Genomic DNA, 15,377 nt, shown 5'->3' on the forward strand with positions numbered 1-15,377 from the left:
ACCCGACGTGGATGTGTCGCACGACGGGATGGCTTGGCCGTCACGGGATTGCAGGCTATGCCGAAAGCTCGGGTGGCTCTGTAAGGAAATTTCCAAATTTGACAAACATGTGCGAGATTGTAAGATAATTGTCTTTCCGTCGACGATAGGCGATGACAATGTCGATCCGCGAAGAACTGGCCAACACGACCGTGGCGTTCACCTCCGCGGAAGAGAAGATCGTCCAGGTCCTGCTCGCCGATTACCCGATGTCCGGGCTGGGCACCGCGACCCGGCTGGCCCGGCGCGCTGGCGTCAGCGACCCGAGCGTGACGCGCCTGATGACCAAGCTTGGCTATGTCGGCTTTGCCGACTTCCAGGCACGCCTGCTCACGGAAGTCGAATCCAGGCTGCATTCGCCGCTTTTGATGATGGAGGCCAAGCGTCCGGGCGGCTCCAGCGAAGGCACCGCACTTGCCTATTTCCATTCGGTTTCCGACAGCCTGGAGCGCACGCGCACGGCGGTGCCGGTGCAGGCCTACACGCGCGCCGTCAACATGCTGCTCGAAAGCAAGGGCCAGGTCGTGCTGTTGGGCGGCCGTTTCAGCCGTCACATCGCCTCCATGCTGGCCGGCTACCTCCTGCAGTTCCGTTCCGGCGTGCGCGACATCGGTTCGTTGAGCCCCGCCGATTTCGACCTGCTGATCGACCTTGGCAAGCGCGACCTCCTCGTCGTGTTCGACTACCGGCGCTACCAGTCGGACGTGGTGAGCTTTGCCCAGCAGGCCAAGGAGCGCGGCGTCTCCATCCTGCTGTTCACCGATGTCTGGCTGTCGCCGATATCTGACATCGCCGACCTGACCCTGGTCGCGGCGATCGACGCCAACTCGCCGTTCGACACGCTGGCGACGGCCGTTGCCCAGATGGAAACCGTGTTTGCCCACGCGCTGGAGGGCCATGGCGCCGGGGTTCGCAGGCGCATCGAGGACATCGAGAAGATCCGCAGCGCCAATGCGGTCACGCTCGATACCGTCCTGTCGTCATCGGCTGACGACGCCGCCAAATCCAAAACCAAAACCACAAGGAAATAGTGCCGTTGCGCCCAGTGCAGCGATGCAAAGCGCCGCGACGCAGAGAAGGAAGCGACAATGCCCGACAACCAGACCATCATCGACGCCGTGCAGGCTGAGATCGAGACCGATCGCGACTGGTTGATCGGCCTGACCCGCGACATGGTCCGCATCCCTTCGGTCAATCCCAAATTCGAGCCCAACCCGGCGATCAACCGCGAGGCGGATGTCCAGGCGCTGCTCGAACCGATCCTCAAGCAGGACGGGTTCAGGACCGAGCAATGGGATGCCTTGCCCGGCCGGCCCAATCTGGTCGGCGAATGGGCGGGAGACGAGGACCGCAGCCTGATCCTGTGCGGCCACATCGACGTCGTGCCGGTCGGCGCGATGAAGGACTGGTCGGTCGATCCGTTCGGCGGCGAGATCACCAATGGACGGCTCTATGGCCGTGGCGCCGTCGACATGAAGGGCGGCGTCGCCGCTTGCATCGCCGCCGCGCGCGCGATCCGCAAGGCGGGCATCACGTTGCAGGGCCGGCTCGCCATCCACTCCGTCGTCGACGAGGAAGCCGGCGGCTTCGGCGCCATGGATGCGGTCAAGAAGGGCAAGCTCGCCAAGGCGGTGCTGGTCGCCGAACCGACCTGGGGCGATGTCCTGCCGGTCGAAGGCGGGCTCGAATGGGCGCGGGTGACGATCCGCGGCCGCAACGCCCATTCGGCGCTGCGCTACAACGAGATTTATCCGCAGCGCCACGACAAGGACCGGCTGGAGCCGGGTGTCAACGCGATCGAGATCGCCGCCCGCTTCATTGCCGCCGTGCGCCAGTACGAACTGGACCGGACGCGGGCGAAATCCCATCCGCTGCTGCCGCTAGGCATGAACACCATCAACATCGGCGTCATGCATGGCGGCACCGGCCTTGGCGAACACGGCCTGCCGACCGTGATGACCAACCCGGCCATCATTCCCGATGTCGCGGTGCTCGATCTCGACATGAAATTCCTGCCGGACGAGAACTCGGGCGACTATCGCCGCGACTTCGAGACGTTCGTCCACCATTTCGCGCAAACCGATGCGTGGCTGCGCGACAATCCGCCGGCGATCCAGTGGGAACTCGGCGGGCTACATTTTCCGCCGATGAACACGCCGGTCGACCATCCGCTGATGACATCGCTGATGAAGCGCAAGGCCATGGTCGGCAAGGCGCCGCAGGCGCGCGGCTTCGTCGCCGTGTGCGATGCCGCACACTATGCCGGCGCCGGCGTCGACGGTGTCATCTTCGGCCCCTCGGGCGACGGGTTTCATGGTTCCGACGAATATGTCGAGGTCGAATCTGTCGTCGAGACCGCCAAGGTCATCGCCGCGTCGGTCATCGACTGGTGCGGCGTGCGTTGAACGACGGTGTCATCAGGGCAATCGCTTCACGTTTACGCTACCCAATCAGGCGGAAGCATTGCTCAGGGAAGGTCGCCCCCCACTCCGTCGAGCTTCGCTCGCCACCTCTCCCCCGATCGACGGGGTAGAGGAAGGGCGCGAGTTGGTCAGCCTTGGCGCCCTTCCTCTCCCTCCGGAGGGGGGAGAGGTGGCGCTGCGAAGCAGCGACGGAGTGGGGGAAGCCATTCGCCAAACGCGCAGCCGCCGCAAGACAGGCACAACCCTGCGGAGGGGGAATGCCCGGCAGGGCAATGAGGGTGGCGCCGACTTCGCCAGATTGATCCCGCTCCGAGCCGGTGTCAGGCGGGGCGTTTGAGCCGCCCGGCGACGGCGCCCCATGAAGCCTTGATCATGCCGACCAGGCCGCTCGGGTAGGCCAGCATCACGCCGATGATCAGCACCGCCGTGATCATCGGCCGCCACGCACCGAAATCGGCCATCCATTCGGCGAAGATCGTCAGCACGAAAGAAGCGATGATGGCGCCGTAGATGGTGCTGGTGCCGCCAAGCAGCACCATCGACAGGATGATGGTCGCGAGACTCATGCCGAAGACGTCGATCGACGCATTGCGCTGGTAGGCGGCATAGAAGGCGCCGGCGATGCCGGTGAAGAAGGCGCTCGCGGCAAGCGTCAGCATGCGCTGGCGCACGATCGAGACGCCGCGGCTGATGGCGTATTCCTCGTTGTCACGCAAGGCGACGATGCTGGCCCCGGCGCGTGAGCGCACGAACACGCGCAGGAACAGCGTGCTCGCCACCAGCAGCGCCAGCGCGATGTAGAAATAGGCAAACTTGCCGTCGCGGACCATGTTGTGGTCGAACAGGTAGAGTCCGGGAATGCGCACCAGCCCTTGCGTGCCGCCGGTGATGGCGGACTGGCTGATGATCACCTGCATCACCAGTTGCGCGAAGCCGAAAGTGACCAGGATGATGTAGATGCCTTTCAGCCGCAGGATCGGGATGGTCACCAGGATCGCCGCCAGCGTGGCGATGACACCGCTGGCAAACAGCGCGGTCCACGGGTCGAATCCGGCCAGCTTGGTCAGCAGGCTGTAGGCATAGACGCCGATGCCGAACAAAGCGAGATGGCCGAAATTGAAGACGCCGCCATAGCCGAGGCTGAGGTCCCAGTTCGAGGCGACGATCGCATAGATGAAGGCCATGATCAGGATGTGGCGGGCATAGGTGTCGCCGAAGATCAGCGGCAGCAATGCCAGCAAGGTGAAGCCGAGCACGAAGCCGATGGCCTCGAGCTTCCATGGGGTGCGGCCGGGAGCGATCGGGGTTGCCGCCTCTGCATGGCCAAGGGTGGTCGGCGATGTCGTGTCGGTCATGCTAGGCCTCGGGAGCGGCTGGCGAAAATGCCCTCGGGGCGCACCATCAGGGTCAGGATGAGCACGCCGAACAGCAATGCCGGCGTCCAGTACAAGCCGAAATAATAGCTGCAGGCGGCTTCGAAGAAGCCGATCAGATAGGCGGCGAAGATCGGGCCTGATATGCTCGATATGCCGCCGAAGACGACGACGATTAGCGCCTTGAGCAGCGGGTCGCTGCCCATCACCGGCGACATGAAACGGTAGCCGCCCATGAAGATGCCGGCGAGCCCGGCCAGCGAAGCGGCGATGGCGAAGGCCAGCCCATAGAGCGCGGTGACGTTCAGCCCGACAAGATGGCTTGCATCTTCGTTCTGCGCCACGGCGCGCAGCGCCAGCCCCAGCCGCGTGCGGTTGAGGAACATCCAAAGTGCGGCCAGGATCAGCGGCGTGATGACGATGATGGCGATCTGGTGCAGGGAGACGCCGACGCCGCCGATGGTGGTGTTGCCGGCGATCAGCGCCGGGATCTGTTTCGAGCGCGGTCCCCAGATGGTCAGCGCGCCGTTCTCGATCAGCGATCCGGCTGCCAGCGTGGTGATGACGACGACCAGCACGATATTGGGCCGGCCGATCAGCGGCCGCACGACGCTCGCCTGCAGGATCCAGCCGACGCCGGCCATGACGACGACGGCGATGGGAAAGGCGATCATCGCCGGCAGGCCGAGTTCGACCAGCTGCCAGGCGATGTAGGCGCCCAGCATCATGAACACGCCATGGCTGAAATTGAACACGCCGATCGTCGTCCAGACGAGCGCCAGCCCGACCGCCATCATGGCGTAGAGCGAGCCCTGGAACAGGCCGCCGAACAGGATTTCCGCCAATGCGCTCATCTTCAGATTTTCCTAATGGCCAAAATACATCGACATGATCTCGCCGTGGTCGAGGCTTTCGCCCGGCTTGATCTCGGTCGCCACGGCGCCATGGTTGACGAGGTAGAGTTGCTGCGTCAGCTCCAGCAGGAATTCGATGTCCTGCTCGACGACGATCAGCGGCACGCCGCCGCGCGAAATGTCCATCACGGAGGCGCAGAGCTCATCCTTGATCTTGGGCGCCAGCCCCAGCGTCGGCTCGTCGAGGATCAGCAGGCGCGGATGGCTCATCAGCGCCGTGCCGATCGACACCATCTGGCGTTCGCCGCCTGACAGCGTGCGCACGCGCTGGCGCCAGCGTTCCGCCAGTTTCGGGAACAGCCTGACCACCTTTTCGCGGTTCTCCGCCTCATGCGGCCGCGCGCGCGGCGAATAGGCGCCGAGCGCCATGCAGTCGGCGATCGAGAGATCGGGAAACAGCCGATTGCCTTGCGGCACATGGATCAGGCCGGCGCCGACGATGGCGCGCGCGCTGTGGCCGACAATGTCTTGCCCGTCGAACAGGATGCGGCCGCTCTTCGGCTGCAGAAGCCCGGAGATCGCACGCAGCAACGTCGTCTTGCCATGGCCGTTGGGGCCGAACAGGCCGACATTGCCGAAACGGCCGGCCTCCAGCGAGATATCGTGCAGCACGGTGACGCGGCCATAGCCGGCGGTGACGCCTTCGACGCTGAGAATGGGGTTCACGCCGCCGACCTCCTCGTGCCGAGATAGGCCTCGATGACGCGCGGATCGGCAATCACGCCAGCCGGGTTGCCAGCGGCCAGCACGCGGCCATTGTTGAGCACCAGCAGATGCTGCGAAAGGCTCATCAGGAAGGTCAGCACGTGCTCGATCAACAGGATGGTGATGCCGCGTTCGGCGGTGCGGCGGATCAGGCCGATAGACGTCTCGATCTCGGGTTTGGTCAGGCTCGATGCCGGCTCGTCGAGCAAGAGCATGCGCGGCTGCATGGCGATCGCGGTGGCAAGCATCAGGCATTTGCGCTCGAACACGGACAATTCGCCTGCAAGCCGGCCGAACGACTGGGATCCCAGGCCAACGAACTCCAGCGCCTCGGCGGCGGCATTGCGGGCCATGGCCGCTGTCTTTTCCTGCCTGCCGTAGCTGGCGCCGATCAGCGCGTTCTCGAACACGGTCAGCCCGTCGAAGCTGGTCTCGCGCTGAAACGTGCGGGCGAGGCCGAGGCGCGCGATGGCGTGTCCCGATTTGCCGTTTATGGCAATGCCGTCAAAGCGGATGTTGCCCCGGTCGGGACCGAACGGGATGCCGGTGATGATGTTGAACAGCGTACTCTTGCCGCTGCCGTTCGGGCCGGCGATGCCAAAGATCTCGCCGGCCTCGACCTTGAACGACACGCCGTCGACGGCCTTCAGCGAACCGAAGGCCTTCGACACGTCGTCCAGTTCAAGCAGGGCCATTCCCTACTTCATCCAGGGCTGGAGCTTGAAGGCGCCGGTGGCGTATTTCTCCGGCGAGATCAGCGTGCGCTGGCCATCCCAGATCTGGAAGAAGGTGATCGGAATATAGTCGTCGCCCTGCGTGGCAAGGTGGGTGGCGGGATCGAATTTCAGCCGCCCTTCCGCGACCTGCTTGTCGGTCTCCGACAGCGCCTTCATGATCGCCGCATGGTCGGATGCGCCGCCGACCTTCTTGACCGCGTCGAAATAGACATTGGTCATTTCGTAGAGGCCGACGCCGTAGGTGCCGCTCTCGACGCCGTATTTTGCCTTGAACTTGGCTGCCACCTCATCGGCGCGCGGGTTCTTCGGCGTCGTCAGCGCGCCGCCGAGCAGGTTGTAGATGACACCATCCGATTTCTTGCCGGTCAGTTCGACGAATTCCGGAACGCTCGGCGCGTATTGCAGGAAGACGAGGCTCTTGGTCGGCTGCTCGAGGAACTGGTTGAGGAAGGATGCCGAATTGCCCGGCAGATAGTCGGTGTTGATAACGACATCGGGAACGTTCTCGCGCACCTTGGCGAGGATCGAACGCCAGTCGGTCACTTCGCCGAAGGGCACGATCTCGTCGACGGTGATGGTCCAGCCCTTCTCCTTGAAGGTCTTCTTCATGCCTTCGGAGATGGTCTTCGAATAGGCGTTGTCGGACGAGATGATGGCGACTTTCTTGGTTGGCAGAGTGATCTTGCCATCGGCCGCGAGCTTCTCGACGAACAGGGTTACGTCGGTGTTGTAGGCGTCGAAGGAAGGCGTCAGCGACCAGCAGCACATGTATTTGTCGGGGCTCGGCGCGATGATGTCCCTGGTCTGCTGCGAAGTGGCCGCCAGCATGTAGGGCATTTCCGCCTCGGCCATGTTGTCGATCTCGAAATTGGTCAGGCTGGCATAGCCGGTCAGCATGAAGTGGACGCCCGGATCGCCAAGCAGGCGTTCGACGGCGCTGGTGACGTTGCCGGCGGACTGATCCTTGACGTCGCCGACCACCAGTTCGAACGTATCCCCGGCAACGCCGCCGGCTGCGTTCGCCTCGTCGATGGCCATCTGCACGCCGCGCTGGAATTCCTGACCGTCGGCCGCGGCAGGGCCGGTGAGCGGCGCAAGCAGGCCGATCTTGACGACGTCGGCAAAGGCGGGGGCGGCTGATGCGGCAAACATGCCGATCAGCGTCGTGCTCATCAGCATATGGCGGATTCGACTTGCGGCGGATTTGGGCTTCATCGTGCTGTTCCCTGTTTTCCTCCCGTTCATCGGGAGTTGGATAATTGACAATCTACGCATAATTGTTCTTATTTGAAAAGGATTTTTCAACGCAACCTGGCCGGGAAGATGGTTCCCGCAAAGGTACGGAAGCTGTGGCGCTTTGCTGCGCAACTGCATTAAAACAGGGCAATTCCCGACGGAGCGCACAATGACGATCTCGCAGAAGACCCTTGAAACCAGCCATGGCAAGATCGCTGTTCGCCAGACCAGTGGTCAGGGAACCGCTGTTATGCTGATCCACGGCAATTCATCTTCCAGTGCCGTTTTCCGCAACCAGTTGGACGGCCCCTTGGGCGAGCGCTACCACCTCATCGCTCCCGACCTGCCCGGCCATGGAGCGTCCGGCGATGCGATCGATCCGGAGCGTTCCTACAGCATGGAAGGCTATGCCGATGCCATGACCGAAGTGCTCGGGCTGCTCGGCATCGACAAGGCCATCGTCTTCGGCTGGTCGCTCGGCGGCCATATCGGGCTTGAGATGATCGACCGCTTTCCCGGCCTGCTCGGGCTGATGATCACCGGCACGCCGCCCGTCTCGCCCGAGGAGGTCGGCAACGGCTTCAAGCCGAGCCCGCATATGCACCTTGCCGGCCAGGAAACCTTCACTGCCACCGATATCGAGGCCTATGCGCGCAGCACCTGCGGCGAGCCGTTCGAGCCGTTTCTCATCGACACGGTGGCGCGCACCGATGGGCGGGCACGGCGCCTGATGTTCGAGAAGTTCGCGGCCGGCACTGGCCGGAACCAGCGCGAGATCGTGGCCGGCAAGACGCCGCCGATCGCCGTTCTGAACGGCATCGACGAACCATTCGTCAACACCGATTTCGTCTCCGCTGTGAAATTCTCCAATCTATGGGAAGGCAAAGCCCATCTGCTCGACAAATCCGGCCACGCGCCGTTCTGGGATTCGCCGGATCGCTTCAATCCGATCTTCTCCCGTTTCCTGGCAAGCGTCGAGAGAGCGTAGGTCCCTCGGAAACCGGCGCCACGGACCCGCCTTTGCGGTGGGTGGTGTCGATAGCGAATTAAGTTGTCCGGTTTAGGTAGCACACGAGTTGTCCGCTGCTTCTGGTTTTGTTCTGCTGGCCGCCGAGCGGGTTCAAGCGGCTTTTTGTGTATGTACGGCTATTCCATTCTGGTCGTAGCGGCCCAGACAACGAGGCCCGTGGAAGATTGCATAGGCGCCGTCATGATAGCGGCGCACCTTGACTGTCGCCTTGACGAAATGGGGCCGCAGCGGGCTTTCGGGAATTTGCAGCTTCAGCCGATTGAACGAGACGCAATTGTCGTTACCGACCTGGCGCTCCTCCTGAATGCACAGGATCTCGCCCAGATCGACGCCGGGAATGGCGACGAAGGCTGAGCCTTCCTGTTCGGGCTTGACGGCGAAGCGCTTGTTGTGGGCCGGAATATAAACGTCGCGCAGAAAGCTGTTGGCCTCCTCTATGGTGGCGATCCCGGCCAACGCCAGCTCTTTCGTCAGCCGGTCTTGCAAGGTTTGGAAAACCCGCTCCGAACGACCGCGTGCCTGCGGCGAATAAGCCGCGATATGCTCGACGCCAAGGTGAGCCAACGCGCGACCGACCTGGGTCAGGTTTGTCCGGTCGATTTTTCCACCAGCCTGCGGCGTATGGAAATAGTGGCTGCCTCGATCAGTATAGAGGCTCAACGCCAGACCATGGCCGCCAAACACCTCCTCCAAAGCCCGAAACGTCGAAGCCGTCCCTTCTTCCTCGGTCAGAAAGCCCGAATAGATGGTGTTCGTCGCATCGTCCATCGTGACGATGAGGTCGAGCGCCGGTTGGCCGCCGAGCCAGATGTGGCGCGAGCCATCCTGATGCAGCATCATCCCCGGCAAGGGTCGGCGCGGCCGCTTGCGCCGGTGTGCGCCACGCCTGGATGCCTTGGCCAAAAGGCCTTTCGAATGCAGGAACGCCTTCGTCCAGGTGTAACTCCAGCTGAACCGATGATCGCGCACCAGAAGTTCGTGGAAATGCTTGGCCGTGAACCCGCCGTAGCGCGTCCGGTAGAGTGTCTCGACCTCAAACTCCCGGTCCAGCGGAACCCGTTTGCCAGACGCCTTGCCAAGACGGCGGTCCAATAAGCCGGCCTCCCCAGCCTCTTCATACCGGCAGCACCAGCGACGGAAGGTTCGCTCGCTCAGACCCAGCAACTGCGCAGCCTCCATCTGGTTGAACTCCAAAGCCTCATAGCGGCTCAATACGTCTCGGAACTTGATCATTCGCACACCTTGATTGGCTTCCGACCGGCGCATCCAGACCCCGTTTAAAAGGTCGAGACTTACCGGACAGATCGTGTGCTACCTAAACCGGACATATCGTGTGCTACCGACACCTTTGCGGTGGGTGGGTGACAATCACGCGCATCTATCGTATATTGACATAAATATATCCTTATGTGACATGAAAGGCCTGTCGCCAAAGGGATAGAAAATGTCGCAGAATTCTGCCTCGCTGGACGCATTGTTCGGCCCCGTCGCGGCAAAACCCGACGGCTCGGAGGTGCTTGCTGCACTCACCGCGGCGGCACGCGAGCGCATCCTCATCCTCGACGGCGCCATGGGCACGCAGATCCAAGGCCTCGGCTTCGACGAGGACCAGTTTCGCGGCGAGGCTTTCGCCGGCTGCGCCTGCCACCAGCAAGGCAACAATGACCTCCTGATCCTGACCCAGCCGCAGGCGATCGAGGAGATCCATTATCAATACGCCATCGCGGGCGCCGATATCCTCGAAACCAACACCTTCTCCTCGACCTCGATCGCCCAGGCCGACTACGGGATGGAAGATGCCGTCTATGCGCTGAACCGCGACGGAGCGCGGCTGGTGCGGCGCGCAGCGGTGAGGGCCGAGCAGGAAGACGGCAAGCGCCGCTTCGTCGCCGGAGCGCTCGGGCCGACCAACCGCACCGCCTCGATGTCGCCCGACGTCAACAATCCCGGCTATCGCGCCGTGACCTTCGACGACCTGCGCCGCGCCTATGGCGAGCAGTTGCGCGGCCTCATCGATGGCGGCGCCGACATCATCCTGATCGAGACCATCTTCGACACGCTGAACGCCAAGGCCGCGATCTTCGCAGCGGAAGAGATCTTCGTCGAGAAGGGCGTGCGCCTGCCTGTGATGATTTCGGGCACCATCACAGACCTCTCCGGCCGCACGCTGTCGGGCCAGACGCCGACCGCCTTCTGGCATTCGGTGCGCCATGCCAGCCCCTTCACCATCGGCCTCAACTGCGCGCTCGGCGCCAATGCCATGCGGGCGCATCTGGCCGAAATATCCGGTGTCGCCGACACTTTTGTTTGCGCCTATCCGAATGCTGGCCTGCCCAATGAATTCGGCCGGTATGACGAGAGCCCGGAATTCATGGCCGCGCAGATCGAGGATTTCGCCAGGGAACGGCTGGTCAATGTCGTCGGCGGCTGCTGCGGCTCGACGCCGGAGCACATCCGCGCCATCGCCGATGCGGTGAAGAAATATCCGCCGCGCGCCATTCCGGACATCGAACCCAGGATGCGCCTGTCCGGGCTCGAGCCGTTCACGCTCACCGACGAGATTCCGTTCGTCAATGTCGGCGAGCGCACCAATGTCACCGGGTCAGCCAAGTTCAGGAAGCTGATCACGGCGGGCGACTATGTCGCCGCACTCGACGTCGCCCGCGACCAGGTCGCCAATGGCGCGCAGATCATCGACATCAACATGGACGAGGGCCTGATCGATTCCAAGAAGGCGATGGTCGAATACCTCAACCTGATCGCCGCCGAGCCGGACATCGCCCGCGTTCCTGTCATGGTCGACAGTTCGAAATGGGAGATCATCGAAGCCGGGTTGAAATGCGTGCAGGGCAAGCCGCTGGTCAACTCCATCTCGATGAAGGAAGGCGAAGAGGCATTCCTGCATCATGCCAGGCTGGTCCGTGCCTATGGCGCAGCGGTGGTCGTCATGGCCTTCGACGAGGACGGCCAGGCCGACACCAAGGCGCGCAAGGTCGAGATATGCACCCGCGCCTACAAGCTCCTGACCGAGCAGGCCGGCTTCCCGCCCGAGGACATTGTCTTCGACCCCAACGTCTTCGCGGTCGCCACCGGCATTGAGGAGCACGACAATTACGGCGTCGACTTCATCGAGGCGACCGGCGAGATCACCGGCACGCTGCCGCACGTGCACATCTCAGGCGGCGTGTCGAACCTGTCCTTCTCGTTCCGCGGCAACGAGCCGGTGCGCGAGGCCATGCATGCCGTATTCCTCTACCATGCCATCCAGCGCGGCATGGACATGGGCATCGTCAATGCCGGTCAGCTCGCCGTCTACGACACGATCGAGCCTGATCTGCGCGAGGCCTGCGAGGATGTGGTGCTCAACCGCGTGCCCAAGGCCGGCGGCACCGCCACCGAACGCATGCTGGAGATCGCCGAACGCTTCAAGGGCACGGCGGGCCAGGAAGCCAAGGAGCGCGATCTTGCCTGGCGCGAATGGACTGTCGAACAGCGGATCAGCCACGCGCTGGTCAACGGCATCACCGAATTCATCGATGCCGACACCGAGGAAGCCAGGCTGGCCGCCGAGCGCCCGCTGCATGTCATCGAAGGCCCGCTGATGGCCGGCATGAACGTCGTCGGCGATCTGTTCGGCGCGGGCAAGATGTTCCTGCCGCAAGTGGTTAAGTCGGCGCGGGTGATGAAACAGGCGGTGGCCGGATTGCTGCCGCATATGGAAGCCGAGAAGCTGGCCAACGCCGCCAATGGCATCGACAATGGCGAGCGCCAGACGGCGGGAAAAATCCTGATGGCGACGGTGAAGGGTGATGTCCACGACATCGGCAAGAACATTGTCGGCGTGGTTCTCGCCTGCAACAATTACGAGATTATCGATCTCGGCGTCATGGTGCCGGCGGCCAGGATCCTGCAGACGGCGCGCGACCAAAATGTCGACATCATCGGCCTGTCCGGCCTGATCACGCCGTCGCTCGACGAGATGGTGCAGATGGCCGCCGAGATGGAGCGTGAAGGTTTCGACATCCCGCTGCTGATCGGCGGCGCGACGACCAGCCGCGTGCACACGGCGGTGAAAATTCACCCGCGCTATACCAAGGGTCAGACGGTCTACGTCACCGACGCGAGCCGGGCGGTCGGCGTGGTCTCGTCCTTGCTGTCGAACGAGAGCAAGGACGGCTACGTCGACACGGTGCGCGCCGAATACAAGAAGGTCGCCGACGCGCATGCCCGCTCCGAAGCCGACAAGCAGCGGCTGCCGCTGGCCAAGGCGAGGGCCAATGCGCATCGCATCGACTGGTCTCAATATGAGCCGCCCAAGCCGTCCTTCACAGGGGTGAAAGTCTTCGAGAAGTGGGACCTGACCGAGCTCGCGCGCTACATCGATTGGACGCCGTTCTTCCAGACCTGGGAGCTGAAGGGCCGTTATCCGAAGATCCTTGAGGACGAGGCGCAAGGCCCCGCCGCGCGCCAGCTGTTCGAGGATGCGCAGGCGATGCTGAAGAAGATCATCGCCGAGAAATGGTTCGCGCCGCGCGGCGTCATCGGCTTCTGGCCGGCCAATGCCGTCGGCGACGACATCAGGCTTTTCACGGACGAGAAGCGGGCGCAGGAAGTGGCGACATTCTTCACGCTGCGCCAGCAACTGACCAAGCGCGACGGCAGGGCCAATGTCGCCCTGTCGGATTTCGTCGCGCCAGCGGAGTGCGGCAAGCCGGATTACATCGGCGGCTTCATCGTCACCGCCGGCATCGAGGAGGTGGCGATCGCCGAGCGCTTCGAGCGCGCCAACGACGATTATTCGTCGATCATGGTCAAGGCGCTGGCGGACCGCTTCGCCGAAGCCTTTGCCGAGCGCATGCATGAGAAGGTGCGCAAGGAGTTCTGGGGCTACGTGCCAGAGGAATCATTGGCGCCTGACGAGCTGATCGGCGAACCCTATCGCGGCATCCGACCGGCGCCCGGCTATCCGGCGCAGCCTGACCACACCGAGAAGGCGACGCTGTTCCGGCTGCTCGACGGCGAAGGCAATGCCGGCGTCAGCCTGACGGAAAGCTATGCGATGTGGCCGGGCTCGTCGGTGTCGGGGCTCTATCTGGCGCATCCCCAAAGCTATTATTTCGGCGTCGCCAAGGTCGAACGCGACCAGGTCGAGGATTATGCGCGCCGCAAGGCGATGCCTTTGGCCGAGGTCGAGCGCTGGCTTGGCCCCATCCTCAACTACGTGCCGGCTCACTATGCCGAAGCGGCTGAATAGCTGATGCCGGCGCGCCTGATGGAAGCGACAGGCGAATGCCAATCGCTTCTCCATTGTCATCCTGGCCCGCTTCGATTCCTGTGGGCTATTGCATGGCGGACGGGTTCATCCACAGCAATTCCCAGACGTTGCCGTCCGGATCTTCGATGTGGCGGTTGAACATGAAACCGAGATCCTGCATCGGGTTGGGATCAGCACGGCCGCCTGCCGCCACGCCCTTCTCGATTACGGCATTGACCTCGTCCTTGCTGTCGGTGGTGAGCGCGATCAGCATCTGGCTGTCACGCTTGGCGTCGCCAATCTGCCGCGCTGTGAACTGGCTGTAATGCTGGTGCGTCAGCAACATGACCCCAATGGAGTCGGAGAACATGATCGAGCTGGCCTGGTCGTTGGAGAACTGCGGGTTCAGCGTGCCCCCGATCGCGAGATAGAACTTGGTCGCCACCTGCAGATCGCGTACCGGTAGATTGAGGAAGATCATTTTGGTCATAGGTCTAAGCCTTACTGCCGTTGATGGGTACTAGTCAGTCTAGTACTGTAGCCATGGCTACCATGCGGGAACGGTACCGTCTAGTACTGGTTGAGAGGTGCTATGAAAATTGATGGTGAGACCAGGGCGGCTCGCAAAGATCGTGAAATCATCGAAGCGGCCACGGCCGCGTTTATCGCCAACGGTTATGATGGAACCAGCATGGAGGAGATCGCCACCAAGGCGGGGGCTTCCAAGCAGACCGTCTACAAGCATTTTAGGGACAAGGAGACGCTTTTTTGCGAAGTCGTCGAGTCCACCGCGAGCCAGACCAACGATGTCGTCGAGTCCGTGACGATGCTGCTTTCCGAGGCGCAATTCATGGAGGGCGGTCTGCAGCAGCTTGCGCGGCGTTTGACAACGACGCTGATGAACGACGAGTTGCTGAAGCTGCGGCGTCTGATTATCGCCAACGCGGATCGAATGCCGCAACTTGGCCGCAGCTGGTACGAAAAAGGTTTTGAACGCATGCTTGCCTCGGTGGCATCATGCTTTCAAAAGCTCACAAATCGTGGTCTTTTGGAGACCAGCGATCCCCGTTTGGCGGCCAGTCATCTCTTCGGAATGCTTCTCTGGATTCCCATGAACGAAGCCATGTTCACCGGAAGCAATCCGCGCTCGAAGGCCGACCTTGAGCGGCACGCCGATGCCTCGGTTGAAGCGTTCCTTGCCGCCTATGGGGTGCGGTCGAAATAGTCACGCTCCTCTCCGCCAGCGATGCGTCTTGTGGTCGGCGCCTGTCGTCTTTTGCTCCGGGCAGCGTCGCTTTCCTGTGAACCGCAGCCAGGTATCGGTGATTAGACCACCATGCTTAAGGTTCCCGTCCGTTTCGCGGCCGGGAAGATCTGGAGGCCGGTTCGATGCCGGCGCTGCCCCCGCAATGGTAGCGGAGTTTGTCCCGACAAAAGCCACTGGGCCCAAAAGCCTGGGAAGATGTCGAGACGGTCCGAAAGGACAACACCAGCCTCAAGCTGTTGAAATCGACGGTAGTGTGCTGAGAGTTCTGCAAATTCGCTGAGAGAGGGCGGTCATGGCAGGCTGGTGATGTTCAACGTCACCTGATTCCCGCGAAGGAACGCCACCATGACCAAGACAGAAGGTAAGACCGCCAGCGCTGCCGTCAAAGACATTCTGCTT

At 62.6% G+C, this 15,377-nt stretch carries 12 protein-coding genes and 1 riboswitch; of the genes, 5 read left to right on the forward strand and 7 right to left on the reverse strand.

Annotated elements, in window-relative coordinates:
- Positions 1–158: 158 nt before the first annotated feature.
- Together EOA16_RS07930 and EOA16_RS07935 are read left to right on the forward strand one after the other, a co-directional pair.
- A complete protein-coding gene (locus EOA16_RS07930) occupies positions 159–1,070 on the forward strand; it encodes a MurR/RpiR family transcriptional regulator (protein WP_127256921.1) in 912 nt (303 codons plus the stop codon).
- A 57-nt stretch (positions 1,071–1,127) separates the two neighbouring features.
- Positions 1,128–2,444 carry an ArgE/DapE family deacylase gene (locus EOA16_RS07935; protein ID WP_127256923.1) on the forward strand — a complete coding sequence of 439 codons (1,317 nt, stop codon included), beginning with the start codon at positions 1,128–1,130 and terminating at the stop codon, positions 2,442–2,444.
- Positions 2,445–2,782: 338 nt separating this feature from the next.
- Here EOA16_RS07935 and EOA16_RS07945 read toward each other — a convergent pair whose 3' ends face one another.
- The 5 genes from EOA16_RS07945 to EOA16_RS07965 are packed head-to-tail and all read right to left on the reverse strand — an operon-like array spanning position 2,783 to position 7,406.
- Positions 2,783–3,817: a branched-chain amino acid ABC transporter permease gene (locus EOA16_RS07945; protein ID WP_127256925.1), complete on the reverse strand. Its 1,035-nt coding sequence runs from the start codon at positions 3,815–3,817 to the stop codon at positions 2,783–2,785.
- Positions 3,814–4,689, reverse strand: a complete 876-nt coding sequence (locus EOA16_RS07950) for a branched-chain amino acid ABC transporter permease (protein ID WP_127256927.1) — start codon at positions 4,687–4,689, stop codon at positions 3,814–3,816. The genes EOA16_RS07945 and EOA16_RS07950 overlap by 4 nt, the downstream gene beginning before the upstream one ends.
- 12 nt (positions 4,690–4,701) lie before the next feature.
- On the reverse strand, positions 4,702–5,415 hold the full coding sequence (locus EOA16_RS07955; protein ID WP_127256929.1) for an ABC transporter ATP-binding protein: 714 nt from the start codon (positions 5,413–5,415) through the stop codon (positions 4,702–4,704).
- Positions 5,412–6,149: an ABC transporter ATP-binding protein gene (locus EOA16_RS07960; RefSeq protein ID WP_127256930.1), complete on the reverse strand. Its 738-nt coding sequence runs from the start codon at positions 6,147–6,149 to the stop codon at positions 5,412–5,414. Before EOA16_RS07960 ends, EOA16_RS07955 begins: the two co-directional genes overlap by 4 nt.
- A 3-nt stretch (positions 6,150–6,152) precedes the next feature.
- The gene (locus EOA16_RS07965) at positions 6,153–7,406 is read right to left on the reverse strand and encodes an ABC transporter substrate-binding protein (protein WP_027035742.1); all 1,254 of its coding nucleotides are present in this window, start codon (positions 7,404–7,406) and stop codon (positions 6,153–6,155) included.
- A 190-nt stretch (positions 7,407–7,596) separates the two neighbouring features.
- Here EOA16_RS07965 and EOA16_RS07970 point away from each other — a divergent pair, with 190 nt between their 5' ends.
- Positions 7,597–8,415 carry an alpha/beta hydrolase gene (locus EOA16_RS07970; RefSeq protein WP_127256932.1) on the forward strand — a complete coding sequence of 273 codons (819 nt, stop codon included), beginning with the start codon at positions 7,597–7,599 and terminating at the stop codon, positions 8,413–8,415.
- A gap of 132 nt (positions 8,416–8,547) precedes the next feature.
- Here the strand turns inward: EOA16_RS07970 and EOA16_RS07975 are convergent, their stop codons facing one another.
- The gene (locus tag EOA16_RS07975) at positions 8,548–9,723 is read right to left on the reverse strand and encodes an ISNCY family transposase (protein WP_206517318.1); all 1,176 of its coding nucleotides are present in this window, start codon (positions 9,721–9,723) and stop codon (positions 8,548–8,550) included.
- A 178-nt stretch (positions 9,724–9,901) separates the two neighbouring features.
- Between EOA16_RS07975 and metH the strand changes: the two genes are divergently transcribed.
- A complete protein-coding gene (gene metH, locus EOA16_RS07980; protein ID WP_127256934.1) occupies positions 9,902–13,711 on the forward strand; it encodes a methionine synthase in 3,810 nt (1,269 codons plus the stop codon).
- Positions 13,712–13,796: 85 nt separating this feature from the next.
- Here the strand turns inward: metH and EOA16_RS07985 are convergent, their stop codons facing one another.
- Positions 13,797–14,201 carry a VOC family protein gene (locus EOA16_RS07985; RefSeq protein WP_127256936.1) on the reverse strand — a complete coding sequence of 135 codons (405 nt, stop codon included), beginning with the start codon at positions 14,199–14,201 and terminating at the stop codon, positions 13,797–13,799.
- Between the two features lie 102 nt (positions 14,202–14,303).
- On the opposite strand from EOA16_RS07985, the gene EOA16_RS07990 reads away from it, so the two are divergent.
- Positions 14,304–14,936, forward strand: coding sequence for a TetR/AcrR family transcriptional regulator (locus EOA16_RS07990; RefSeq protein ID WP_127256938.1), 633 nt, complete (start codon positions 14,304–14,306; stop codon positions 14,934–14,936).
- Between the two features lie 101 nt (positions 14,937–15,037).
- Positions 15,038–15,224, forward strand: a riboswitch (cobalamin riboswitch).
- Positions 15,225–15,377 lie beyond the last annotated feature (153 nt).

It is taken from the genome of Mesorhizobium sp. M7A.F.Ca.US.008.03.1.1, assembly GCF_003997495.1.
In the GTDB taxonomy this organism is placed as follows: Bacteria; Pseudomonadota; Alphaproteobacteria; order Rhizobiales; family Rhizobiaceae; genus Mesorhizobium.